The organism is Stenomitos rutilans, from assembly GCF_059505485.1.
On the sequence record NZ_JCACKR010000053.1, the window covers coordinates 17,313 to 40,195 of the forward strand.

22 protein-coding genes are annotated in these 22,883 nt (G+C 50.8%); 15 read left to right on the forward strand and 7 right to left on the reverse strand.

Going from position 1 to position 22,883, the window contains the following annotated elements; translation table 11 throughout:
• Positions 1–64 precede the first annotated feature (64 nt).
• Complete coding sequence (locus AC5JLP_RS09075) at positions 65–229, forward strand: hypothetical protein (protein WP_496067612.1); 165 nt, start codon at positions 65–67, stop codon at positions 227–229.
• 1 nt (position 230) lies between these two features.
• Here AC5JLP_RS09075 and AC5JLP_RS09080 read toward each other — a convergent pair whose 3' ends face one another.
• Positions 231–1,727 (reverse strand): aminotransferase class I/II-fold pyridoxal phosphate-dependent enzyme, encoded by a 1,497-nt coding sequence (locus tag AC5JLP_RS09080; protein ID WP_496067613.1) that lies wholly within the window; start codon positions 1,725–1,727, stop codon positions 231–233.
• Positions 1,673–1,846, reverse strand: coding sequence for a hypothetical protein (locus AC5JLP_RS09085; protein WP_496067614.1), 174 nt, complete (start codon positions 1,844–1,846; stop codon positions 1,673–1,675). The genes AC5JLP_RS09080 and AC5JLP_RS09085 overlap by 55 nt, the downstream gene beginning before the upstream one ends.
• Before the next feature lie 97 nt (positions 1,847–1,943).
• Here AC5JLP_RS09085 and AC5JLP_RS09090 point away from each other — a divergent pair, with 97 nt between their 5' ends.
• The 3 genes from AC5JLP_RS09090 to AC5JLP_RS09100 all read left to right on the forward strand — a co-directional run bounded on the left by AC5JLP_RS09090 (position 1,944) and on the right by AC5JLP_RS09100 (position 5,578).
• Complete coding sequence (locus AC5JLP_RS09090; RefSeq protein ID WP_496067615.1) at positions 1,944–2,156, forward strand: hypothetical protein; 213 nt, start codon at positions 1,944–1,946, stop codon at positions 2,154–2,156.
• A gap of 140 nt (positions 2,157–2,296) precedes the next feature.
• On the forward strand, positions 2,297–3,388 hold the full coding sequence (gene ychF, locus AC5JLP_RS09095; RefSeq protein ID WP_496067616.1) for a redox-regulated ATPase YchF: 1,092 nt from the start codon (positions 2,297–2,299) through the stop codon (positions 3,386–3,388).
• A gap of 381 nt (positions 3,389–3,769) precedes the next feature.
• A complete protein-coding gene (locus tag AC5JLP_RS09100; RefSeq protein ID WP_496067617.1) occupies positions 3,770–5,578 on the forward strand; it encodes a two-component system response regulator in 1,809 nt (602 codons plus the stop codon).
• 155 nt (positions 5,579–5,733) lie between these two features.
• Here the strand turns inward: AC5JLP_RS09100 and AC5JLP_RS09105 are convergent, their stop codons facing one another.
• A complete protein-coding gene (locus AC5JLP_RS09105; protein WP_496067618.1) occupies positions 5,734–5,880 on the reverse strand; it encodes a hypothetical protein in 147 nt (48 codons plus the stop codon).
• Between the two features lie 555 nt (positions 5,881–6,435).
• Between AC5JLP_RS09105 and AC5JLP_RS09110 the strand changes: the two genes are divergently transcribed.
• The 3 genes from AC5JLP_RS09110 (at position 6,436) to AC5JLP_RS09120 (ending at position 11,327) form a co-directional block, all read left to right on the forward strand.
• Positions 6,436–7,725: an inorganic phosphate transporter gene (locus tag AC5JLP_RS09110; protein ID WP_496067619.1), complete on the forward strand. Its 1,290-nt coding sequence runs from the start codon at positions 6,436–6,438 to the stop codon at positions 7,723–7,725.
• Positions 7,726–8,113: 388 nt separating this feature from the next.
• Complete coding sequence (locus AC5JLP_RS09115) at positions 8,114–10,039, forward strand: DMT family transporter (RefSeq protein WP_496067620.1); 1,926 nt, start codon at positions 8,114–8,116, stop codon at positions 10,037–10,039.
• 616 nt (positions 10,040–10,655) lie between these two features.
• Positions 10,656–11,327 (forward strand): PadR family transcriptional regulator, encoded by a 672-nt coding sequence (locus AC5JLP_RS09120; RefSeq protein ID WP_496067621.1) that lies wholly within the window; start codon positions 10,656–10,658, stop codon positions 11,325–11,327.
• A 27-nt stretch (positions 11,328–11,354) separates the two neighbouring features.
• On the opposite strand, the gene AC5JLP_RS09125 is transcribed toward AC5JLP_RS09120, so the two are convergent.
• On the reverse strand, positions 11,355–11,759 hold the full coding sequence (locus AC5JLP_RS09125; protein ID WP_496067622.1) for a hypothetical protein: 405 nt from the start codon (positions 11,757–11,759) through the stop codon (positions 11,355–11,357).
• A 36-nt stretch (positions 11,760–11,795) separates the two neighbouring features.
• On the opposite strand from AC5JLP_RS09125, the gene AC5JLP_RS09130 reads away from it, so the two are divergent.
• The 6 genes from AC5JLP_RS09130 (at position 11,796) to AC5JLP_RS09155 (ending at position 19,160) form a co-directional block, all read left to right on the forward strand.
• Entirely contained in the window at positions 11,796–13,628 is a 1,833-nt protein-coding gene (locus AC5JLP_RS09130) for an NAD(P)H-quinone oxidoreductase subunit F (protein ID WP_496067623.1), read from the forward strand.
• Positions 13,629–13,699: 71 nt separating this feature from the next.
• On the forward strand, positions 13,700–15,232 hold the full coding sequence (locus AC5JLP_RS09135; protein WP_496067624.1) for an NADH-quinone oxidoreductase subunit M: 1,533 nt from the start codon (positions 13,700–13,702) through the stop codon (positions 15,230–15,232).
• A gap of 393 nt (positions 15,233–15,625) precedes the next feature.
• On the forward strand, positions 15,626–16,918 hold the full coding sequence (locus tag AC5JLP_RS09140) for a CO2 hydration protein (RefSeq protein ID WP_496067625.1): 1,293 nt from the start codon (positions 15,626–15,628) through the stop codon (positions 16,916–16,918).
• Positions 16,919–17,029: 111 nt separating this feature from the next.
• Positions 17,030–17,431 carry a fasciclin domain-containing protein gene (locus AC5JLP_RS09145; protein WP_496067626.1) on the forward strand — a complete coding sequence of 134 codons (402 nt, stop codon included), beginning with the start codon at positions 17,030–17,032 and terminating at the stop codon, positions 17,429–17,431.
• A 91-nt stretch (positions 17,432–17,522) separates the two neighbouring features.
• Entirely contained in the window at positions 17,523–17,702 is a 180-nt protein-coding gene (locus AC5JLP_RS09150) for a hypothetical protein (RefSeq protein ID WP_496067627.1), read from the forward strand.
• A 48-nt stretch (positions 17,703–17,750) separates the two neighbouring features.
• Positions 17,751–19,160 (forward strand): LCP family protein, encoded by a 1,410-nt coding sequence (locus tag AC5JLP_RS09155; RefSeq protein WP_496067628.1) that lies wholly within the window; start codon positions 17,751–17,753, stop codon positions 19,158–19,160.
• Between the two features lie 165 nt (positions 19,161–19,325).
• Here the strand turns inward: AC5JLP_RS09155 and AC5JLP_RS09160 are convergent, their stop codons facing one another.
• From AC5JLP_RS09160 to ndhC, 3 genes are all read right to left on the reverse strand, one after another.
• Entirely contained in the window at positions 19,326–19,814 is a 489-nt protein-coding gene (locus AC5JLP_RS09160) for an NAD(P)H-quinone oxidoreductase subunit J (RefSeq protein WP_496067681.1), read from the reverse strand.
• Between the two features lie 64 nt (positions 19,815–19,878).
• Positions 19,879–20,622 carry an NADH dehydrogenase subunit K gene (locus AC5JLP_RS09165; protein WP_496067629.1) on the reverse strand — a complete coding sequence of 248 codons (744 nt, stop codon included), beginning with the start codon at positions 20,620–20,622 and terminating at the stop codon, positions 19,879–19,881.
• Entirely contained in the window at positions 20,613–20,975 is a 363-nt protein-coding gene (ndhC, locus tag AC5JLP_RS09170) for a photosynthetic/respiratory NAD(P)H-quinone oxidoreductase subunit C (RefSeq protein WP_496067630.1), read from the reverse strand. Before ndhC ends, AC5JLP_RS09165 begins: the two co-directional genes overlap by 10 nt.
• 336 nt (positions 20,976–21,311) lie before the next feature.
• Between ndhC and AC5JLP_RS09175 the strand changes: the two genes are divergently transcribed.
• Positions 21,312–21,647: a rubredoxin gene (locus AC5JLP_RS09175; RefSeq protein WP_496067631.1), complete on the forward strand. Its 336-nt coding sequence runs from the start codon at positions 21,312–21,314 to the stop codon at positions 21,645–21,647.
• A gap of 117 nt (positions 21,648–21,764) precedes the next feature.
• Positions 21,765–22,796, forward strand: coding sequence for a photosynthesis system II assembly factor Ycf48 (locus AC5JLP_RS09180; protein ID WP_496067632.1), 1,032 nt, complete (start codon positions 21,765–21,767; stop codon positions 22,794–22,796).
• The last annotated feature ends 87 nt before the right edge of the window (positions 22,797–22,883 follow it).

Here is a 22,883-nt window from a genome sequence, read left to right on the forward strand (position 1 = left end):
GTGATCGTAATCTCACACCGTATAGGAATTTGTGTCTCAAGCCTAATCGATGCGCAGGTGGTTGATGCCTCTAGAGCCGCGACAGACTCATCATTTGTTAATGATTGAAGACAGCAGAGGGCAATGGGAATATACCCTGCCACCCAACAGCTACACCTTTGGCAGGTTTACTATGATTTCCCCGCATGACTTGATTTACCCAGATGATGAGGAAGGAACTCAGGAATAAGCTAAGAAAAAGTCGCTACTACATTTAGCGTCTTAAGGCTGGGATCGTTACACCCGCTAATAAAGCCACCGTTCGCGAGGATCGTTTGCAGATGCGCAATCGCCGCTTCCGCCACCACCTCTCCTGGCATCAACACTGGAATTCCTGGTGGGTAGGGACACACCAACTCAGCGCTAATGCGATTAGCAGCCTGGGCGATCGGAACAGTTTCAGTGTCAGCGAAAAAAGCAGCACGAGGAGTGCCGCTTGTTTCCACTCTGCGGTGAATTGAGTGTTGCTCTCTGCGCCTCTGCGTCTCTGCGGTGCCTCCTTGCCTGTCTGCTAACGTCTCAAAAGCCTGCACTAAATTTTCTACGTCTGCTTTGGTATTGCCCACACTCACAATAAACGTTAGATGTTGCAGCGAGGGTAGTTCTGCCGTGACTCCCAACTGCTCGTTTAGGATTTGGTCAGCCGTAAAACCATCGAGCCCCAGCCCTGTGACTGTAACCGTCAAACGGGTACGATCGAGCGCTTTAAACCCAACCGCTAGCCCTGCTTGCTCTGGTTTAAGCGTGGTTAGACCGGGAATTTGCTCAAGACGCGATCGTGCCTCGTCTGCCAGTTGCAGCGTGTGTTCCAGCAGTGAGTTTCCCTGCGTTGCCATTTGCTGACGTGCTGCATCCAAAGAAGCCAGCAAAAGGTAGCTAGGACTGGTGGACTGCACAAGCTGGAGTGCCTTGCTAAGGCGATCGCCCCTTACGCGATCGCCCCTGGTATGCAACATCGCCGCCTGAGTCATGGCAGACAGTACTTTGTGGGTCGATTGCACTGCCAAATCCGCCCCGGCTGCAAGTGCGGCGATCGGCAACTCTGGATGAAAGGCAAAATGTGCACCGTGTGCCTCATCCACCAGTAAGGGAATGTCGTGTTGATGAGCCAGTTGAGCGATCGCCGCAATATCACCACACACACCATAGTAGGTGGGGTAGACCATCAGCACCGCTTTGGCATCAGGATGCAGTGTCAGTGCATCAGCGACCGTTGCAGGTGTGATGCTATGAGCAAGATCCAGGGCTGAGTCGTAATCTGGCTGGATAAAAATCGGCACAGCGCCAGCAAAGATTAGCCCCGAAATAGCTGACTGATGAATATTGCGCGGTAGGATGATTTTGTCGCCTGGATTGCAGGTCGCCAAGATCGCAGCAATGACGCCTGCGGTTGATCCGTTGGTTAGAAACCAGGTGCGATCGGCTCCAAAGGCTTGTGCTGCTAACACTTCTGCTTCCTGAATCACGCCTTGCGGCGCAAACAAGTTATCCAACTCCGGCAATTCTGGTAAATCTGCTTGAAACACCTGCTGCCCCAGCAACGTGGCCAAAAGAGCCGAAACGCCTTGTCCATGCTTATGTCCTGGTGCGTAGAACGGGGCATGGGCCTTCTGAACACACGCCTGGAGCGCGTTTAGCAACGGTGCTTCGGTTTGCGAAGTGCGATCGCGATCGACATTCGATGACATGCAGCAGGTGCCCTTCTGTGTACTTTTCCTACCATCGCATGCCGATTGCCTCCCTGATAGTTAAAAGGAGCAAAAACAGATGCGATCGCGCTACTGCCAGTCATGAAAGCAATGGTCATGGCAGCATTCTCCCTCAAAGGGGATGCCCACTTAGGAAGATGATTTTGCTAGTGTCGCTTTCTACGGTAAAAGAGCTTTCTTACGCGAACTACTGCCATGATTTACACCCCCGACATCCCGGTACCAATGCCCGAACCCCCGTCTCCTGGCCCCGGTCCCATACCTGAACCCATTCCGGGGCCTGTACCTGAACCCATTCCGGGGCCTGTACCTGAACCCATTCCGGGGCCTGTCCCCGAACCCGTACCCGGAACGATTCCGCAAACCGTACCTGAAACGATTCCGCAAACCATTCCAGAGCCAGTTTAGCTGGGTTACAAGCATGGCTCAACATTTTAGATGAGCACGATCGAGCGGAAACAACCAGCCAAAACTTAGAATGAGAGTCAATGTCTGTTTCAGACAACTGAATCGATCGCGCTAAAACACTAATCTAGAAGCTAAAATTCATGCTGAGAGCTGGGATTGTTGGGCTGCCCAACGTGGGGAAATCGACCTTGTTTAATGCGTTGGTGGCAAACGCCAAGGCGCAAGCTGCCAACTTCCCCTTTTGTACAATCGAGCCAAATGTGGGTGTTGTTGCGGTGCCGGATGAACGGCTGCAAGTGCTGGCAAAGATTTCAAGCTCGGCAGAAATCGTGCCAACGCGAGTCGAGTTTGTAGACATTGCTGGGCTGGTGAAGGGAGCCAGCAAAGGCGAAGGTCTGGGCAACCAGTTTTTGGCGAACATTCGTGAGGTAGATGCGATCGTTCATGTTGTGCGCTGCTTCGACGACGACGATATCATTCACGTCTCCGGTTCAGTAGACCCTGCTCGCGATATTGATGTCATTAATTTAGAACTGGCATTGGCAGATTTGGGGCAGATCGAAAAGCGGATCGATCGCGCTCGCAAGCAGGCCCGTGGCAACAAAGACCTGCAAGTTGAAGTGGATGCACTCGAAAAGCTGATGGTTGTCCTCAACGAAGGTAAGCCTGCTCGTCACGTAAGCCTCAGTGAAGATGAAGAAGCTGCCATTAAAGCGCTGGGGCTATTGACGCGGAAGCCCATTATCTATGCCACTAACGTCTCAGAAGATGACCTGGCAACAGGTAATGCCTGGGTTGAAGAGGTGCGAACGATCGCCGCTGCCGAAAACGCGCAAGTCGTCATCATTTCAGCTCAGGTGGAATCGGAACTGGTGGACATTCCCGAAGACGATCGCGCCGACTTTCTAGAATCGCTGGGTGTACAGGAAGGGGGGCTAAAAGCGCTCATTCGCGCCACGTATGAACTGCTCGGACTTCGCACCTACTTCACCACGGGCCCCAAAGAAACACGCGCCTGGACGATTCACGCAGGGATGCTGGCTCCACAGGCCGCAGGTGTCATCCACACCGATTTTGAGCGTGGGTTTATTCGTGCTGAAACGGTTGCCTACAAAGACCTCACCGCCACTGGTTCTATGAGTGCGGCAAAAGAAAAAGGGTTGCTTCGCAGTGAAGGTAAGGAATACGTGGTACAGGAAGGCGATGTCTTGCTTTTTCGCTTTAATGTATAAATTAGTTGCTACCACGATCGCCTATGCTGCCCGATCTGATCTTGCTCTTTCGGTTTAACGTGTAAGTTAATTGTCATCAAGAGTGATGCTGCGTACGCCTGCCTCTGCCGAAGCGACTCCTACATTTATGGTCGCTAGCACCATCAGCCAAGCTATTAGTTGCCAATCCATGTCATGCCGCTATGCCCAAAAACCCTTTGGGCATACTAGCTAAAGGCAACAGAAATTAGTGCTTTATCCAGTTTGAACTGGGACGGAGGGAGAAATGATAGGCACGTATCACTTGGGGTTAAGGGTGCTTGCGTTTACGATCGCCGCAGTTGCTTAGTCGCCGTTCCAGACCAGTAGCCAAGCCGCTTCCAGAACAGACCATTAGTTGACATGACCAGAGCAGACATTCTTGTAGTTGATGACACCCCCCAGAATCTTCGCCTTCTTTCCAATATTTTGACGAAGGAGGGCTATCAAGTACGTCAAGCACTGAGCGGTAAGATGGCAATGACCGCAATCCAGGCTGTGCTGCCCGATCTCATTCTGCTGGATATTATGATGCCAGAGATGGATGGCTACACGTTTTGCCAAGCTTTGAAAGCAAAGGAAGAGACCGTTGCCATTCCAGTGATTTTTTTGAGTGCTCTCACCGATGGTTCTGATAAAGCAAAGGCATTTACAGTGGGGGGTGCAGACTACATTAGTAAACCCTTTCATCTGGAGGAAGTGATTGCGCGGGTGCAAAATCAACTGGCACTTTTGGCGGCTGAAACCAGAAATCAGCAGCTTAGCGCGCAGCTCGAAGAGCGGGTTAAAGAGCGAACCCATCAGCTTGAATTGGCAAACCGAGAACTTTACCGCGAAATTCTTGAGCGTAAGGTGCTTCAAACTCAGCTTTTGGAACTAGCTACGCATGATGCATTGACAGGGTTACCCAATCGTGCGTTGTTTATTGACCGCACGAAGCAAGCGCTGGATGCTATGAAAGCAAACGCAAATACTCAGTTTGCGGTGCTGTTTCTAGATTGCGATCGCTTCAAAGTGGTGAACGATTCTCTGGGGCACTTTGTCGGCGATCAGCTTCTAGTGGCGATCGCCCGTCGTCTAGCAGAAGCCTTGCAGCCCACAGCCCTGCTTGCCCGGTTAGGTGGCGATGAATTTACCGTGCTGCTGACAGGGGTTGCCGATGTGGCTAGTGTGATTCACACCGTTCAGCAAATGCTGGCTGCTTTTACACAACCGTTTCAGCTTGAAAGCCGTGAGGTTTTTATCACGGTTAGTATTGGTGTGGCGATCGGTCATGGCGAGTACAGCCAGCCAGAGCATATTTTGCGCGACGCTGATATGGCGATGTATCGTGCCAAGGCTTCTGGCAAAGAGCCTTATCAGATTTTTGATCCGGCTTTACACCAAAATGCGCTCAAGCGCTTACAGCTTGAAATTGATCTCCGCAAGGCGATTCATCAGCAAGAGCTAGTCGTCCACTATCAACCGATAGTAGCGATCGCCACTGGCAAAATTGTTGGGCTAGAGGCACTCGTGCGGTGGTTACACCCGCAACATGGTCTCATTTCGCCACTGGCGTTTATTCCCATTGCTGAAGAAACGGGCTTAATCACTCAAATTGGTCACTGGGTGCTCAAACAGTCCTGTCAGCAACTGCGCCAGTGGCAAAAGACAATCACCGATCTGCCCCTCACTATGAGCGTGAATCTATCGGCGCGCCAATTTGCCCAAATCGATTTAGTCGAGCAAATTGACCAAATTCTGGCTGAGACGCGACTGAGTCCTGAGCATCTCAAGCTGGAAATTACGGAAAGTCTCATTATGGAGAATGCTCAATCGGCAGCAACCATTCTGCAAGAACTACGCAAACGGCACATTCAGGTCAGTCTTGATGATTTTGGTACAGGCTATTCATCGCTCAGCTATCTACATTCCTTCCCAGTCGATACGCTCAAGATCGATCGCACATTTATCCAACAGATGGGTGAGCAGTCAGACGATTTAGGCTTAGTGCCTCTCATTATTAATATTGCTCACAAAATGGGCATGAATGTTGTTGCTGAAGGCATTGAAACCCAAAAACAACTCGATCATCTCAACGCTTTAAAGTGTGACTTTGGACAGGGATTTTTCTTTTTTAGACCAATGGACACAAATAAGATTGCCCCTCTTCTCTCTGGCAGCGGTGCTTAACTGGGTAGCTACAGTCTTTTCAAAACAGATATTGGGGGTAGCGTGTACTAGAGAGAAGGCTACATAGTGTCAGCGCATGAAACGATTGCCGCTCCTCATTTTGCTTCGCTGGTTGGCCTCAAGCACTCCAGCTCTCAATATGGACAGGGCCTAAATTACGCGATCGACTTGAGCAACGCGATCCACATATCTGATGGTTGGCTATAGTAATCAATGACTTCAACTTGATAGCAGCGTGAAATCGATTCAAGCTGAAGGAGGATATAGTCGTTGGGTTTGATCCCCTTCCCTTGACCTGTCATGCATGCTCTTGCATTCGCATTATTAAATTCAAAATAGTAGTCTACGCCACACTGATACTTAGTGAAATCGTGGGTTATAGCTATTCTTGAAGCGTTATAGCTGGTTGATGAGAACACAGAATCCGAGTTTTCGGTTGGGTCTGTCTGCCCAGTCGAGGTGGAAAGCATAGCGTTCTCTGTGAGTAAAAGTGTGAAAATGCTTTAGAGATAGTCGCAAAGATACTTAAGTTTTACATCCATCACAGGTAACAAGGACGCGCTTCCATCTATCTACGCAAGCTCTTTAGAGTAAAAAATTGGTAATGTGCCAGTTTTGAAATCGCACAGCTTGTAACGCACCTGCCCCTCGGTAGGGCCGCGTTGATTTAGATGAAGCTTTGGTCAGTAGATGGGTGGGATTAAATCTAGTCAGATGTTAACAGCTAGTGGACGTTAACAGTTAGTTATTGAGCATATGTTACCAACTGTTAAGTCTGTTTCTATGATGAGTATTGTGGTTGAGCACAAAAACTCAGCACGTAAACGCTTAAGAAACACCTCAGTGGACGATCGCGCTTGTTTATTCTAATTTTCACGAGCTTTCTCGCTTTCTACCTTGCCTGGAATTTAGGGGCCAACGATGTTGCAAACTCGATGGGGACTTCGGTTGGCTCCAAAGCTGTGACGCTGGGTCAGGCGCTGATGATTGCCGCTGTGCTGGAATTCACTGGAGCGGTACTGTTTGGGCGGCAGGTGTCGGCATCCTTAGCCACGAAGCTGATCAATCCCGCCTTATTTGAAGCGATGCCAACCGTGTTGATGGTGGGGATGCTTTCTGTATTGCTAGCCTGCGGTGTGTGGTTGAATATTGCCACGTTGAAAGGTCTGCCGGTGTCATCCTCTCACGCCATCGTTGGCGCGATCGCTGGCTTTGCCTTCGTAGCGATGGGGCCACAAGCGGTTGATTGGCAATTTATTGGGGTGATTTCGGTCTCTTGGGTTGTGACTCCAGTAGTCAGTGCGGTAATCGCAGCCTTACTCTACAGCCAAATGAAGCGTTGGATTCTTGACCAAACGGATGTCCTCGCGCAACTTAGAGAGTGGATTCCCTGGTTAAGCGCTGCTCTTTTGAGTTCTTTTGGGGTGATTGTGCTGCCGAATGCGGTAGAAAGATTCATTGCCGTGCCGTTGCCATCGCACACGGTTGCTCTAGCGCTTGGGGCGATCGGTGCGATCGCGCTAACGATTTCGAGTTGGCATCAATTAGAGCAAAAAACGGTAGAAGTGCAAAGTAGTGGAGGTGCAGAGCAACAAGCATCCTCCCAACATATCTCAGCGGCAGAATCTCTTTTGGCTCGTTTCCAGGTCTTGAGCGCATGTTTTGTGGCGTTTGCTCATGGCTCAAATGATGTGGGCAATGCGGTGGCACCGTTAGCGGCGATCGCGTACATTCTTCGCACGGGCGACGTTCCCTTAGAAGGCTTTGAGGTGCCGCTATGGGTCTTGGCGCTGGGAGGGGTCGGCATTGTTGCAGGCTTGGCCGTATGGGGCAAAAAGGTGATTGCAACCATTGGGGAGGGCATCCTTCCACTCCAGCCCAGTAGTGGTTTTTGCGCTGAACTTGCAACGGGTATCACTGTTCTGGTCGCATCACGCTTAGGGTTGCCTGTTTCAACGTCTCACGCGCTGGTGGGTGGTGTTGTAGGGATCGGCTTAATCCAGGCAACGAACGCTATACGCTTCCAAACGCTGAGATCGATCGGGCTTGCCTGGTTGGTCACAGTGCCGTTAGTAGCTGCCTTTGGGGCCGCCATTTTTAGCCTTAGTCGTTGGTTTGTGCTTGATCAAAATGTCTTCTCGCTTTAGCGCTTTTAGCCTTCAGCCGTCAGCTTTCAGGCTGATTGCTGATCACTAAAGACGTTGCTGGTTTTTAGATGTTGGTTTTTAGAAGCAAACTGCCCTACCCCCTGCCCCCTTAACCTATTTACTTGATCAAGAACCGCTGTAAATTGCGGTTTATCATTTCGTCACATCTCGTTCTACCGTTTAAACTTTTTCGCAGTTAAGTCATCGTTTGTCCGAATGGCGAGTAACGTATAAAACGGGCGATTTGCATGATGAAGCATGAATTTAAGAAGCTAATGGGGAATTCTTATTGCTATACGCCGATCGATAAGTCTTGCACTTAAAATCGGCAGACTAGAGATTGGCAGACTAGAGGAAACCATTCATGGGGCAACCGGGCGATTCTCCAATGTCTGAAAGGCGCATGTTGCGATCAAATATACCTCCTGAATCATCAGAAACTGGGGCGCAAAGCGCTCAGGCAGTGGAGAGTATCTTGCATGCCGTGACGCAGGATCTTACTAGTCTCCAACAGGGAGTGATTGGGCAGCTTTCGCGGGACGTTGCCCGATTGCACGCTGAAAAAGTGCGGCTGATCGCTGATATTGAAAAGCTGCAAGCTTACCATCAAACATTGCAATCGCGACAGTTAGAAACACTCTCGCAGCAGCAAATTGCACAACAGCAGCTTTGGGCAAAACAACTGGCTCAAGTGCTGTCAAGTCATCTGCAAGCGCTCATGATTCAGCGGCTCAATCAGCTTGCCAGTACGCATCAGATGACAAGCACCGTGCAGCCGAATGTTGGCACCTCGTTGACCGCCGCTGATGGACACAGCGATCATGCACATCGCTTATTAGCGTCATTAGATTCCACGTTTAGTACAACCTTTAAAGCCCTACAGCAAGATCTCAATAGCTATCAAAGTTCGCTATCGCAGCAGCTTAATCGCATGCAAAGCTTGGAGCAGCAGGGCGAGGCGATTTTAGAAGCGTTGATTAACCGCCTACGAGAGCAACTTCAGGTGGAAGCCAATCGACCAGTTGTGCCGCATCTACCGCATGAGAACGGGTATCCCAGAGAGCATGGTTATGCGACAGAGGGCCATTACCCTGGAGACAGTGGCTACTCTTCTGCGCCAACAAGCTACTCCTCTGGGCCAGCGAATGGTGGCGCTAGCCAGATTTATCCACCGCTACCCCCTCCACAAACTTCAATAGGGCAATCCTCCTATCCAGCATCTAATCAGTTTCATACAGCACCAGTTGCGAAGCCGATTCCACTGGAGGCTCCGGGTGCCCCCCTTCCTTTACCTGCTGCTCCCCGAAAGGAGCTTTCTCACTTTCAAATCGGCTTGGTACTGGTGCTCATTTCGACGGCAGCACTGTCTATCCACAATGTTGTCGTGCGAATCATCGGTCGAGAGAGCATTATTTTGGGTTGGCTGGGCGGTGGCGTTAAGCTAGGTGGCTTCATTCAGTTGAGTCTGGGTAACTCTCTGCTCATTCTGTGGCTACGGATGCTGGTTGTGTTGCCGCTGATGATTCCTGTGGCTATGTTTTTGTATCCGCCTGTATGGCGAGACCTGAAGCGATTTTTGACGGCTCCCGATCGCCGACCGTTATTTAATGTGATTGGCAGTGGCGTGTTTCTCTTTTTGTCGCAGGTGCTGATTTATATCGCGATCGGACAGATTGGCGCGGGGCCAGCCGTCACAATTTTGTTTATGTACCCGATCGTGACTGTGCCATTGGCGTGGTTTCTCTTTGGCGATCGTCCCACGCCCCTACGCTGGATTGTGATGGTGACGATTCTGCTAGGTGTGATTTTTACCGCCTTACCAGGATTGACAGCCGCCAATGGCAGGATGTCAGGCAGTGGTGCGTTTATTGCGATCGCGTCAGGCATTGCGTTTGCCTTTTATCTGATTTGCATGCAGCTTGGCTTTAAGAAGCTTCATCCCATTCCGGTGACGTTGATTCAGTTTTCAACCATTTTTGTGTTATCAAGCGTCATTTTGACCTTTTCTCCACCGACGGATGTTCAAGTTGACCAACCCCTTGGTTTTGTTCTGGGTGGCATCCTGTTGGGTGGTTTGACCCTAATTGGCTATTTGACCAATAACTTTGGTGTGCGCTACATGGGGGCGGCGTTAGCATCCATCGTTGCCTCTAGTGGCCCTGTTGTAACAGCATTGTTGGCGTTTTTGCTCATCAACAACCCACTCCAATGGATACAAGTCTTTGGCATTCTTCTGGTGACATTGGGGGTTGGTGCCCTCAGCTTTGAACGGATGAAAAGCCAGCGGCAGGCACAAGCCAAAGCCGCAAGGTAGCTGTATCTGCGTGCAGAGCATCCCACTTCTACCCTAGGGCGCGTCATCAATTAAGCTCAGAAAGCTTGCGTATCAGCCTTATTGCGCCCGTTCTAACAAACAAGGCTAGGGGCTGGAACCCCTGCTGTAAGTCATATGTACGAATAATTGATGACAGCCCCTAGTGGTCTGTCAAGCTTAAAATTGTGGGTGGTCAAATCTTACAAGTGATTGTCAGCAGAGTTTACGGAAGCTATTCACGCACAAAATCAAAACTGACAAACCACTAGTACAGCGCATCAAAAGTTTTGCAACGTCGGTTGAAAGAGTACTGAGTGCTGAGGACTGAGTAACGCTCAAGCGTGTTGCATCATTTCTGTTTCGGAACATTAGTTCTGATTATGCTATCTCTTGCTCACGTCACGTTTGGGGCGTGACAATTTCTGTGCAGTTCTACGGAGCGTAAGACGGCAAGCCCTTTTGTAAGAGCACGGCAATGTCTGTCTTTGGCGCACGATCGTGCTTAGCCTTAGCAACCACGATCGTGCACCAAAGGCAGCACAGCAAAAAAATAACGATATGTCGCGATATATTCCGATATATCGTATAGTAGAGATAGTTATTTAGAGAAACAACAATGTTTAGACTTTTTCATCCGTATGTATGGGCACTGGCATCGGCAGACGCGCCCGAAGAACCATCTGTTTGCTCGTGGTTTCAGCATGGCAATCCGTTTGGTCATGATGCGTTTGGTGGTGGGAGATTCAACGGTGGCAAGTTCGGTGGCTGGGGGCGTGATCGTCCCGGCAGACATCCCAGAGGTGAGGGTGGCGGCGGCTGGGGCGATGAACGTCGTACCCGTCGCGGTGACATCAAATTCATTCTGCTGGAATTGCTTGCTGAACGTCCTCGACACGGCTACGACTTGATTAAAGAACTGGAAACGCGCTATGGCGGCTTCCGTCGTCTCAGTCCCGGTTCGGTCTACCCAACGCTGCAAATGTTAGAGGATGGCGGGTATCTCACCAGCGAAACGACTGGTGGCAAGCGGGTGTATACCATTACAGAAGAAGGGACACAACTGCTGGCAGAGCGGAATCAACAGGCTGCTGGCTCTCCGTGGGATGCTTTCAACAACGTGATGGCAGGCAAGCCACAGGAATTTATTGACCTACGCAACGCGGCGACAGAGTTAGCGGGGGCTGTTATGCAGGTGGCGCGTAGTGGTGATGCGGCACGGATGCAACGGGTGCGCGATCGACTTGACCAGATGAAGCGAGAAATCTACGCGATTCTAGCTGAGGAGTGAGGGAGAGAAGGCAAAAGGTAATAGGACTTACGCAAAAGCGATCATCTTTCGCCCCCTAGCCCCCAATGCTGGGGGAACCGAGCCAATTAAAGCCTCCAGCATTGGGGTTTTTGGGGCAAATGCGTAAGTCCTAGGTAAAAGGGTAAAAGGGTAAAAGGTAAGGAGAGCAGGGCCGTTTTGAGTTCGCTTTAACCCCTGCCCCTGCCTTGAACTTTTAGCCTTTACCCCTTGCTCCCCGTCCCCTATTTTTAAGAAGCTTAAGGTCAGCCTGTCAGAATCATAAGTTTTATTTATAAATAGAGCTAAACCTATAGGATTTATAAGAATCATTGCTTTTGAATGATGCGTTAATGCCGTATCATTCTGACTAGAGCAAACACAATTTGTTTCTAGAGCGCTCAGTTGCAACAAGCAACTGTAGTGAGCGTTCATATTTATCCAGCCTTTTGAAAAACTTGGGGTCGTTTTATGGACCAACTTCTACTCCAGAGTATCTGGTTGGTGCCTTGCTATGCCTTGGCGGGTGCTGCACTTTCTGTCCTTTGGTTTCCGTCGCTCGCTCGCCGTACAGGTCCCCGTCCTGCTGGCTATGCGAATGTTGTGATGACGCTTTTGGCGTTTTTGCATGGGCTGATAGCATTGCCAGCTACATGGCACCAGCCGCCACAACAATTCTTCTTTCCGTGGCTCAATGTTGCCAACCTTGATCTGACTCTACCTCTGGAAGCTTCTTCTCTAACTGTTGGTGCAACAGTGCTAATCACTGGCTTGAATCTGCTTGCACAGATTTACGCCATTGGTTACATGGAGATGGATTGGGGTTGGGCGCGGTTCTTCTCGCTTCTGGCGCTGTTTGAGGGCGGGATGTGCGCACTGGTGCTGTGCAATTCGCTGTTTTTTAGCTACATCATTCTAGAAATCCTGACGCTCGGAACCTATTTACTGGTAGGGCTGTGGTTTAACCAGTCGCTTGTAGTCACGGGTGCCCGCGATGCTTTTCTGACAAAGCGGGTTGGCGATTTGGTGTTGCTGATGGGGGTGATTGCGCTGCTGCCGTTAGCTGGCACCTGGAACTTTACCGAACTGGCAACGTGGGCACAGTCTGCGACTACTGACCCAACTGTGGTGACTCTGGTGGGGCTGGCGTTGATTGCGGGGCCAATGGGCAAATGCGCTCAATTTCCGCTGCACCTGTGGTTAGATGAAGCGATGGAAGGCCCCTTGCCCAGTACTATTTTGCGGAATTCAGTGGTGGTATCGACGGGAGCTTGGGTGCTGGTGAAGCTCACGCCTGTACTCGCGTTATCACCTGCCGTCATGACGACACTGGTATGGATTGGTGGGATTACCGCGATCGGTGGGTCGCTGATTGCGATCGCACAAGTTGATATTAAACGTACCTTGTCTTACTCGGTCAGCGCCTACATGGGATTGGTATTCATAGCGGTGGGCACGCAGCATACCGAAGCTGCGCTGTTGCTGGTGCTGACCCATGCGGTTGCGATCGCGCTGTTGGTGATGAGTGTTGGCTCTATCATCTGGAACAGCATCACGCAAGATGTTACTCAGTTGGGCGGTTTGTGGTCGCGTCGTCCGGTGTCGGGCATAGCCTTTTTGGTCGGGACTGCGGGTTTAATTGCTTTGCCGCCCTTTGGTAGCTTTTGGGCACTGCTGCAATTAGCGAATGGCTTATGGTCAACCCAACCCTGGCTAGTAGGGCTGGTACTCATTGTCAACGGACTGACGGCCTTTAGTCTGGTGCGTGTGTTTAGCCGCATCTTTGGCGGACAGGCTCAGCCGATGGCGCAGCGATCGCCCGAAATCCACTGGTCGATGGCGCTACCAATGACGATTCTGTTGGGCTTTGTGCTGCATCTACCGCTAGTGCTACAAGCCATGTCGTTGCTACCTGCCTGGGAAGCCTTGAACAAAGACGTTGCCCTACTGTTGCTGTGGTCCAGTGTTTTTGGCTGTAGTCTCGGTGCGGTTATCTACCTGAGCAATACGATTCCCAAGCCCGTCCAGTTTCCCTGGAAGCCTCTACAGGATTTACTTGCTTACGACTTTTATACTGCCCAGATCTACCGCATGAGCATTGTGTTTGGAGTCGATTTCGTCTCTCGGTTAACCTTCTGGTTCGATCGCTACGTGGTGGATGGCTTTATTAACCTCCTGGGCATCGCCACCCTCTTTAGCGGTCAAGGTCTGAAGTACAGCACACCAGGTCAAGCGCAATCCTATGCCCTGACGATCGTCATCGGTGCTGCGCTGATCGGCTGTTTGGTGATGTGGTCGCCATAAGTGATAAGCGGTCAGAAATCAGTCGTCAGCCTTCGCCAAACTAACTCAAAACTTAAAACTCCTCACCCCTTATGCTTAGTACCCTGATTTGGCTACCCACTGCTGGTGCGTTGTTGCTTTGTCTTTGCCCCGAATCGCGATCGCGGTTAGCGGCGTTAGCGATCGCCAGCCTTAACTTGCTCTGGACACTTTTTCTGATGGCCCAGTTCGATCTTAGTCAGGTCGGGTTTCAGATGCAGGAGTCGCTTTCCTGGCTCGAATCGTTAGGGTTAACCTACCGTTTGGGTGTCGATGGGCTATCGCTACCATTGGTCGCGCTGAATAGCTTGCTGATCTGGATTGTGATTTATGGGAGCAGCCAGAAAATGGAGCGATCGCGCTTATTCTACGCTCTCACGTTGCTGGTTTGTGGTGGCATTGCGGGCGCGTTTCTGGCACAAAACTTGCTCCTGTTTGTGTTGTTCTACGAGGTTGAACTGATTCCGCTTTACCTGATGATTGCTATCTGGGGTGGTTCCAAACGGGACTACGCCGCGATGAAGTTTCTCATCTATACAGCAGTTTCAGGTGTGCTGATTTTGGTTGGTTTCCTCGGCTTAACCTGGCTCAGTGGTGCGTCGAGCTTTGACTATGGGGCAATTAATACTCAAGACTTGCCGCTCAAGGCACAACTCGTTCTGCTCACGATTTTGCTTATTGGGTTTGCCATTAAAACGCCGCTGATTCCCTTACACACCTGGTTGCCCGATGCCTATGTGGAAGCATCACCGCCTGTGGCGATTTTGCTGGGTGGCATTTTGGCAAAGTTAGGTACCTATGGCATTGTGCGGTTTGGCTTGCAGTTGTTCCCAGATACCTGGTCGCTGGTATCACCAGGATTGGCGATCGCGGGTGTTGTCAGTGTGATGTATGGCTCATTGACCGCGATTTCTCAAAAAGATATCAAGCGCATGGTGGCCTATAGCTCGATCGGGCATATGGGGTATGTCCTGGTCGCCTGTGCTGCTGGAACACCGTTGAGTTTGCTGGGTGCCATTGGTCAAATGGTCAGCCACGGCTTGATTCTGGCAATTTTGTTCTATCTGGTGGGTGTCATTGAAGCGAAGGTGGGTACTCGCGAATTAGATAAGCTCAATGGTCTGCTGAATCCCATTCGCGGTTTGCCGTTAACAAGCGCTTTGCTCATTCTCGGCGGCATGGCAAGCGCTGGTATCCCCGGTATGGTTGGTTTCATCGCAGAATTTCTGGTCTTCCAGGGCAGTTTTCCAGTCTTCCCCATTCCCACGCTGCTGTGTGTCATCGCCAGTGGGCTAACGGCTGTTTACTTCGTGATTTTGCTCAACCGCACCTGTTTCGGCAAGCTAGATAACGCAACGGCCTACTATCCCAACGTCACATGGACAGAGCAAACACCCGCCCTGGTACTGATCGTAATCATTTTCTTTCTGGGGATACAGCCAACCTGGCTTCTGCGCTGGAGTGAACCGACCACAAACGCGATGGTGGCAGCGTTGCCCATCAGTAGCGGGCAGCAGGTGGCTATTGGCGATCGGTTGGGAGTCGAGAATCGGAAGTCGGGAATGGGGGGAAAGGCTAAAGGCTGAAGCATGCATAAGACAGAATCAGCGCTTGCAAGTTTAGACGTGCTGTGGCGAGTCCCAAACGCGACCTTCCGACCCAAAAGCTCGACGTTTCGACCACAGATCTCGACACTCCAAGTTCCAGACTCCAGCTTCCGAGTTCCAAGCTCGACACGCCGACCTTCAAGCTCCACCTTCCGAGTTCCAAGCTCGACACGCCGACCTTCAAGCTCCACCTTCCGAGTTCCAAGCTCCAGCTTCCGAGTTCCAGGCTCCATCTTCCGAGTTCTAAGCTCAACCTTTTGAGTTCTAAGCTCGGCCTTCCGGCCCAAAAGCTTGATGTTCCGAGTTTAGACCTCAGTATTCCACGCTTAAAACTCAAAACTTAAAACTCAAAACTCAAAACTCTCTCCACCCATGACCACTGCAACCCCTACCAAAACCATTCTCCCTCCCTCTCAGCACGAATTTGCTGATATTGTGCATCGCTTAGAAGCAGGTGGTGTGATGCTACCGGATACGCCCGAAAACTTGATGCAAATTATTGGCCTGTACAAGGCGTATGCAGTGCCGATGGATTTCTACTGGCGTGATTTGCTGTACATTGCGGAGCAAGAGTTTCTGAATCCGCTGCCGTTTTTCAAATACTTTTTGCCGAACGAGTATCTGGAATTGCACAACCATTACGCAGGCGATGATGCCGATTTGCGGATCTGGCGAGGCGAAGCGACGGCACATCCTGAACTGCTAGCGTTTATGGAGAAAGGGGAAACCATCAAAATGCCCCGACTGTTCCATCACCTCTGGCACGATCGCATCAATATGGAGTTTGCCGAGGAATGCATGCGATCGATGCTCTGGCATCGGGGTATGGGTGGTCAGTTTGATCCCTATCTGGATAGCGAAGAGTACAAAGCGAATGCTGATCGCGCCATTCGAGCGTACTTCAAATACAACCCGGCGATGTTGGGCTTGTACAAACTGTTTCCTGATCTGTTTTTGGAGCAGTGTCGGCAAATGTCGTACTACGCCAACCTGGGGCTGTTCTGGGAAGTGATGGCTCCCGTGTTCTTTGAAATGTCGGATTTGTACGATGAAGGCAAAATTGCCAGCGTTCCCGATGCCATGAACTTTCTGGTCAATGGTATTTTTGCGATCGCGGGTCGCCCCATCTACCACCATGTCTACATCCGGGGCGAGTGCTATGAAATTATTCCCAAAACGAAAGGCTTTATGTGGCTTTATGAAGCAGCCCTGCCCTATGTAGAAGCAGTCTTCTACCGCACGTCGCCATTCCGGGGCACCAAGTCCTACAACGCTCAAGCCAAGCAAGTGCCCGATGAGCAAAGGGACTTCCACTTTGGCATTCTTTACGCCGATGTCTTTCCGGTCGGCACAGCAGGCATTCCACCCACCCTGTTGATGCAGGATATGTTGCACTTCTTACCGCCCTATTTGGTGGACTATTACCGTCAGCACTGTCGTGGCGAAGATGACATGCTGATCCAACTGGGCGTTAGCTTCCAGCGATCGATGTACTGCGTTACCTCAGCCGTCATCCAGGCACTACGCACCGCCCTCCTGTATCCTCTCGACGACCCAAACCCTAAGCATCTCCAGGCGAACCGAGCGTTCTTTGAAGCCCAACTCGATCGCTTCAAACGCCCCGAAGCGCGAATCCGCAACATCCAGCACCAGGAATACAGGTAGAAGTGAGGAGTTCTGAGTTTTGAGTTAGCCTCCTCTGCTTCCTCTGCCTCCCCCGTTTCCCTTGCCTGCTCCACTTTTGCCTTCTCCTTCAGCCCTTATCCCCTTACTCCTATGCCAGACATCGTTGATATTGCAGTCAATGCTGATTCCTTTAAGACGCTTGTTACAGCGGTACAGGCGGCTGCATTAGTTGATGTGCTACGCAGCCCTGGCCCTTTTACTGTATTTGCGCCAACAGATGAAGCGTTTGCCAAACTGCCACCTGGCACTATACAGACGTTGGTGCAAAATATTCCTCAACTTTCCCGCATCCTGACCTATCACGTAGTTGCAGGAAAATTCATGCACGCTGACTTGCAAACTGTGGATTCGCTGACATCAGTTGAGGGTTCGCCAATTCGCATTAATACTACTGATGGCTTTGAGGTTAAAAATGCCACCGTTGTTGCGGCTGATATTGAAGCCGACAATGGCGTGATTCATGTGATTGATACGGTAATCTTAATGGGGTGACCGTGCGCGATCGCCTTGATGACGGCTTTTGTATAACAGGTGCCACACCGCACGACGGACGCTGATCGCTCCAATTTGTAATGGTTCGCATATGATTATTGAACCTTTGCAGCCGATCGGAGAAATTATTGCTACCATGCTGCTGCTAGGGTTGCATCAAAAGCGGCAAGCGCTGGGCAGACATCGCAACAGGGCCTCTAACGGTAGAGCTATCATTTTTGATATCTGCACAGTCCGTTTTCCTGAGCTATTCAGTCTACTGTTGCAATAATGTCGCCGTTTCAGCAGTCCTAATCGTTGTGTGGGGTAGAAGAAATCAGTGAACGGTTCAAATAAACGTCCTCCGCAGGCAGCGCGGAAACCAAAGGCAGTGCTGAGAAAGGTGCCAAAACAGAAAGGGCGGCACTGGCTCTGGTTGATGAGTGGGTTGGCAGGAGTGGCGTTGCTATCAGCTACCGCAGGCGCACTGTTGGCGATGTCATTCGCAAGTACGCCCCTCATGCAACGCAAGCTGAGTCCTGAACAGGCATCAGTCTTTTCTAAAAACGAAAGCATCTCGAAAAACAACAGTCTACAACTGCCTGAACTAACCCGCCCAGTAAATATTTTGGTGTTGGGTCTCAAAGTGCTGACGACCGACGTTCAAAACCCACCTGCTAATCTCAAAAAATTGCGCTATCAGGCATTGGTTAACTCCTTTGATGGGTTAACCGATACCATGCTGCTGCTACGGTTCAATCCTGAAGGGAAAAAATTGGTGGCACTTTCGATTCCGAGAGACACCCGCACAGCAGTACCAGGTTATGGCGTGACTAAAATTAATGAAGCCAACGTGGATGGTGGTCCGGCGCTGAGTGCCAAAGCAACCAGCGACTTGTTAGGCGGCGTTGGGGTTGATCGCTATGTGTCCATTAATGTGCAGGGGGTACAAGCCCTCGTCGATGCGCTCGGCGGCGTAACGGTTTTTGTACCCAAAGACATGAAATATAAGGATGAAAGCCAGCATCTGTATGTCAACCTGAAAGCAGGTCAGCAACACCTGAATGGCGATCAAGTCCTGCAACTCCTCCGCTTTCGCCATGACGAATATGGCGATATTGGCCGCATTCAGCGGCAGCAGATGGTGATGCGATCGCTCATGGAGCAGACTCTCAACCCTGCAACGCTGGTGCGTTTACCCAAAATTCTCTCGATCGTTCAGTCACATATCGACACTAACCTTAGTGTTGAAGAACTCGTGGCGTTAGTTGGCTTTGCGGCACGTACTAATCGCTCTCAGGTGCAGATGTTAATGGTACCAGGCAGCTTCAGTCAGCCGCATGAATTTAGTGGGGTGAGCTACTGGCTTCCGAGTGCACAGCGCATTCAAACCATGATGGCGCAGCACTTTGATTTTGGTACCGTATCGGCAACCGAGTCCTATGCGAATGCCGTAAGGATCGTTCTTCAAGACAGCACGCGTCAAACTAGTGCCACTCCAGCCATAGTGAGCAAACTCAAGCAGGGTGGCTATGGTAATGTCAGCGTTGCAGAGCCAAAGCGTGAGCCGCTCAACGTTACCCGCATCGTTGCGCAGCAAGGCGATGTCAAAAGTGCTGAAGCTGTCCGTCGATCGCTTGGGTTTGGTGAAGTGCGGATCGAAAGTACGGGCGATCTTGATTCCGACGTAACCATTCAAATCGGCCAAGATTGGGTAAAGAGTAAAGCCAAACAAGAATCAGGGAACTAACCGCATTTTGCCAAAATCTCGTTTGCCAAACCCTTGAAGGTTTAAACGTCGAAGCAAATCTGAGGTTTAATGCTTGGTCAACACCTCAGAGGTTGGCGTAAGTTCAGACTGAATCTTCAGCAGTGGTTCAATGCTGGTTCATAGACCACTGCTGAAGAGCACAGCTTAGTAGGCATCCTGCAATTCGTAAAAATCAGGCGAGATATAGTCCTTGCGGAGAGGCCAACCCACCCAATCTTCTGGCATCAAGATACGTTTCAGGTTCGGATGACCTTCATAAATGATGCCGTACATATCGTAGGATTCCCGCTCCTGCCAGTCCGCCGTCTTCCAAATCCAGTAAACCGATTGCACGCGAGGGTTTTCACGCGGCAAGAAGACTTTAATGCGGACTTCAGCTGGACGATCGGCGTTATCGCCCAGTTTGATCAAGTGATAAAAGCTCACAAATTGGTCGCCAGGCCCCATATCGTAGGCTCCCTGACATTGCAGATAGTTAAAGCCATAGGCGTAGAGTGCCGTAGCAAAGGGCACCAGAAACTCTGGCTCTACCTTCAGCATCTCTACACCAGATGCATCTGAGCCTAGAGATTCATGGTCAAACCCATTTTGTGTCAGCCATTTTGAAACGGTACCTGCTACTTCCGCTGGCACAGACTTTGCAGGCGGCGCAAGGGCAGCACCTTCATCGGCTTTTGGAGTTGCTCTAGACTCTTCTTCAGGCACGATCGCGTCCCTCCTTTTCGGCGGCCTTGAGTGCGGGTGGTACAGGGAGACCCATCGCCTCTCGTAACTCTATAGGTGGCGCTTCTCGTGTTTCTGACTGAAGGTACTGCCCTGTCAAAATTGGCTCCACCGCTTTCATGGTGTGGGTTGTACTGTAGTACCGATGGGTCTGACGCAGCACGCCACGCTCTTGAATCGACTCATTCGCAATTTTCTTTCGTAGCTTGATGATGGCATCGATAATGGCTTCCGGTCGTGGTGGGCAACCTGGTAGATAGACATCCACCGGAATGAGCTTATCGACCCCACGCACAGCCGTTGGTGAATCGACGCTAAACATGCCGCCTGTAATGGTGCAGGCTCCCATCGCAATCACATACTTAGGATCTGGCATTTGCTCATACAAACGCACCAGCGCTGGAGCCATTTTCATGGTGAGGGTGCCAGCCGTGATAATCAAATCCGCCTGCCGGGGAGACGATCGCGGTACCAGCCCAAAGCGGTCGAAGTCAAAGCGTGAGCCAATCAGCGCGGCAAACTCAATAAAGCAGCAAGCCGTGCCGTAAAGCATCGGCCACAAACTCGACAAGCGTGCCCAGTTGTAAAGGTCATCCACGGTCGTCAACACCACGTTCTCGGACAGATCGTGAGTCACTTGCGGATGCTCGATCGGATTTAAGATCACCTCGGACGCGCCGATGCCACCTTTCGTCGCCGCCTTTGGATTTATGACCATTCCAGTGCTCCTTTGCGCCACGCGTAAACAAGACCAATAATAAGGATGCCAACAAAAATCAGCGCTTCGATGAAGGCTAATAAGCCTAACTGGTTGAACGCCACTGCCCACGGGTAGAGGAACACCGTTTCTACGTCAAAAATGACATAGACCAAGGCAAACATGTAGTAGCGAATGTTGAACTGAATCCATGCACCACCGATCGGCTCCATGCCAGACTCATACGTTGTGCGACGCTCTGGGCCTCGGCGACTGGGACGCACTAGCTTAGACGCCGTTAGCGCTAAGAGCGGTACCAGGCTACAGACCATTAAAAAGCCAAGTAGATACTCATAACCACTGAGGACAAACACTAGCAATACCCCTCAGGCTGTTGGATGACCGGAAAAACGTTTACGTTACTTGCCTTCATATTATAGGGTCAGCGCTACCCAAGATGTATCGAAAAGCCCCGCTGGACTCTATAGATAAGCTGAAGAGAGGGAAGGTAAGAGGGATGGGCGGTCAGCGGTCAGCTATCAGCCTTTTCTGCCTTCTGCCTTTTGCCCTCTGCTCTCTGCCTTCCGCTCAACTTTTGCGATGTCAATATTCAGCGATTCCCACTCATGTCATAATCGTTTACAGAGATCTCAGAATTCTGGGATCTCAAAGCGTATTTTAATGTTGCCTTTATCCCTGGCACCAGAGCAATGAGTACAGATGCTGCTAAACCAACAGCTTTAGACCGTTACGAGTGTCAAACCTGTGGCTATATCTACGAACCACTGAAAGGAGACGATCGACGCCAGATTCCAGAGAGCACTCCCTTTGAGGCTGTGCCTGACGGCTGGCGCTGCCCTGTGTGTGGTGCAGCCAAAACACGTTTCTCCAATATTGGCGAAGTGGGTTCACCATCTGGGTTTAAGGAAAATTTGGGCTATGGGCTTGGAGTTAACACTTTAACACCCGGACAAAAGAATATTCTGATTTTTGGTGCCCTGGCTTTAGGGTTCCTATTTTTTATTAGTCTTTATGGCTTGCAGTGAGCTAGATGAGAAGGCGAGGCTTACGCCTCTGCTTAACCGTGACGCTGCAAATTCTGAGGAACAGCTTAGACATTCTTGACAAACAACTGCATGAGATTGAGTAGAGATTTGAGCGCAATGCATTTAGTTACAACTTTTCTGAGGCGGACGATCGGACAGTGGGTTGTCATCAGGCAGGCGATCGTGCTGTGTGCGATCGCGCTGCTGTGTTCAAGCTGCGGCGGCTATCTACCTTCGATTAGCGCCAGTCCCTGGCAACCCATCTCGGTACCCACCGAGGCCAATCTGTTGGATCTGAGCTTCATCAATGCTCAGCATGGTTGGTTGACAGGTACTAATTCCACCTTGTTGGAAACCACTGATGGCGGTAAAACCTGGGAACCCCGCAACCTGGATCTAGACCAGGCTTATCGTTTCAACTCGGTGAGCTTTTCTGGTGACGAAGGCTGGATTGCGGGTCAACCGTCGCTGTTGCTCCATACGACGGATGGCGGTCAGTCGTGGGCTAGAGTGCCTTTGAGCGCAAAGCTTCCTGGTTCTCCCAATACGGTTCTTGCCCTTGGCCCCAAAGCGGCTGAAATGACGACCGATATTGGAGCGATCTATCGCACAGCAGACGGGGGTAAAAACTGGAAGGCAATGGTCGAAGCGGCGGTTGGTGTCATCCGCAATATTTCGCGGGCACCGGATGGTCGCTACGTCGCGGTATCGTCTCGTGGTAACTTTTACTCTATCTGGGAGCCCGGACAAACCGCATGGGAACCTCACAATCGCAATAGCTCTCGACGACTCCAGAATATGGGTTTTGCCCCGGATGGTCGGCTTTGGATGATTGCGCGTGGTGGGCAGATTCAATTCCAGGTGCCAAACACACCCGATGAGTGGGAAAATGCGGTGAGTCCTGAGTTTTCTACCAGTTGGGGCTTGCTAGACCTGGCGTATCGCACTCCAGGTGAGGTTTGGGTTTCTGGTGGCAGCGGCAATCTCCTGCGCAGCCTGGACGGTGGCGAAACGTGGGAAAAAGATCGCTCGATCGAGAACGTTCCGTCTAACCTTTATAAGATTCTGTTCCTGGGTTCAGAACAGGGCTTTATTATCGGACAGAAAGGAACATTGCTACGGTACAGCGACACAGGAGCAGCGGCATAGTGAAGCGATCGTGGTTGGTTTGCACAAATGAACTACAAAGATCGAGCAGTGCCGAACTATTTTCAGTTGCTTGATCTTAAGTTGCTT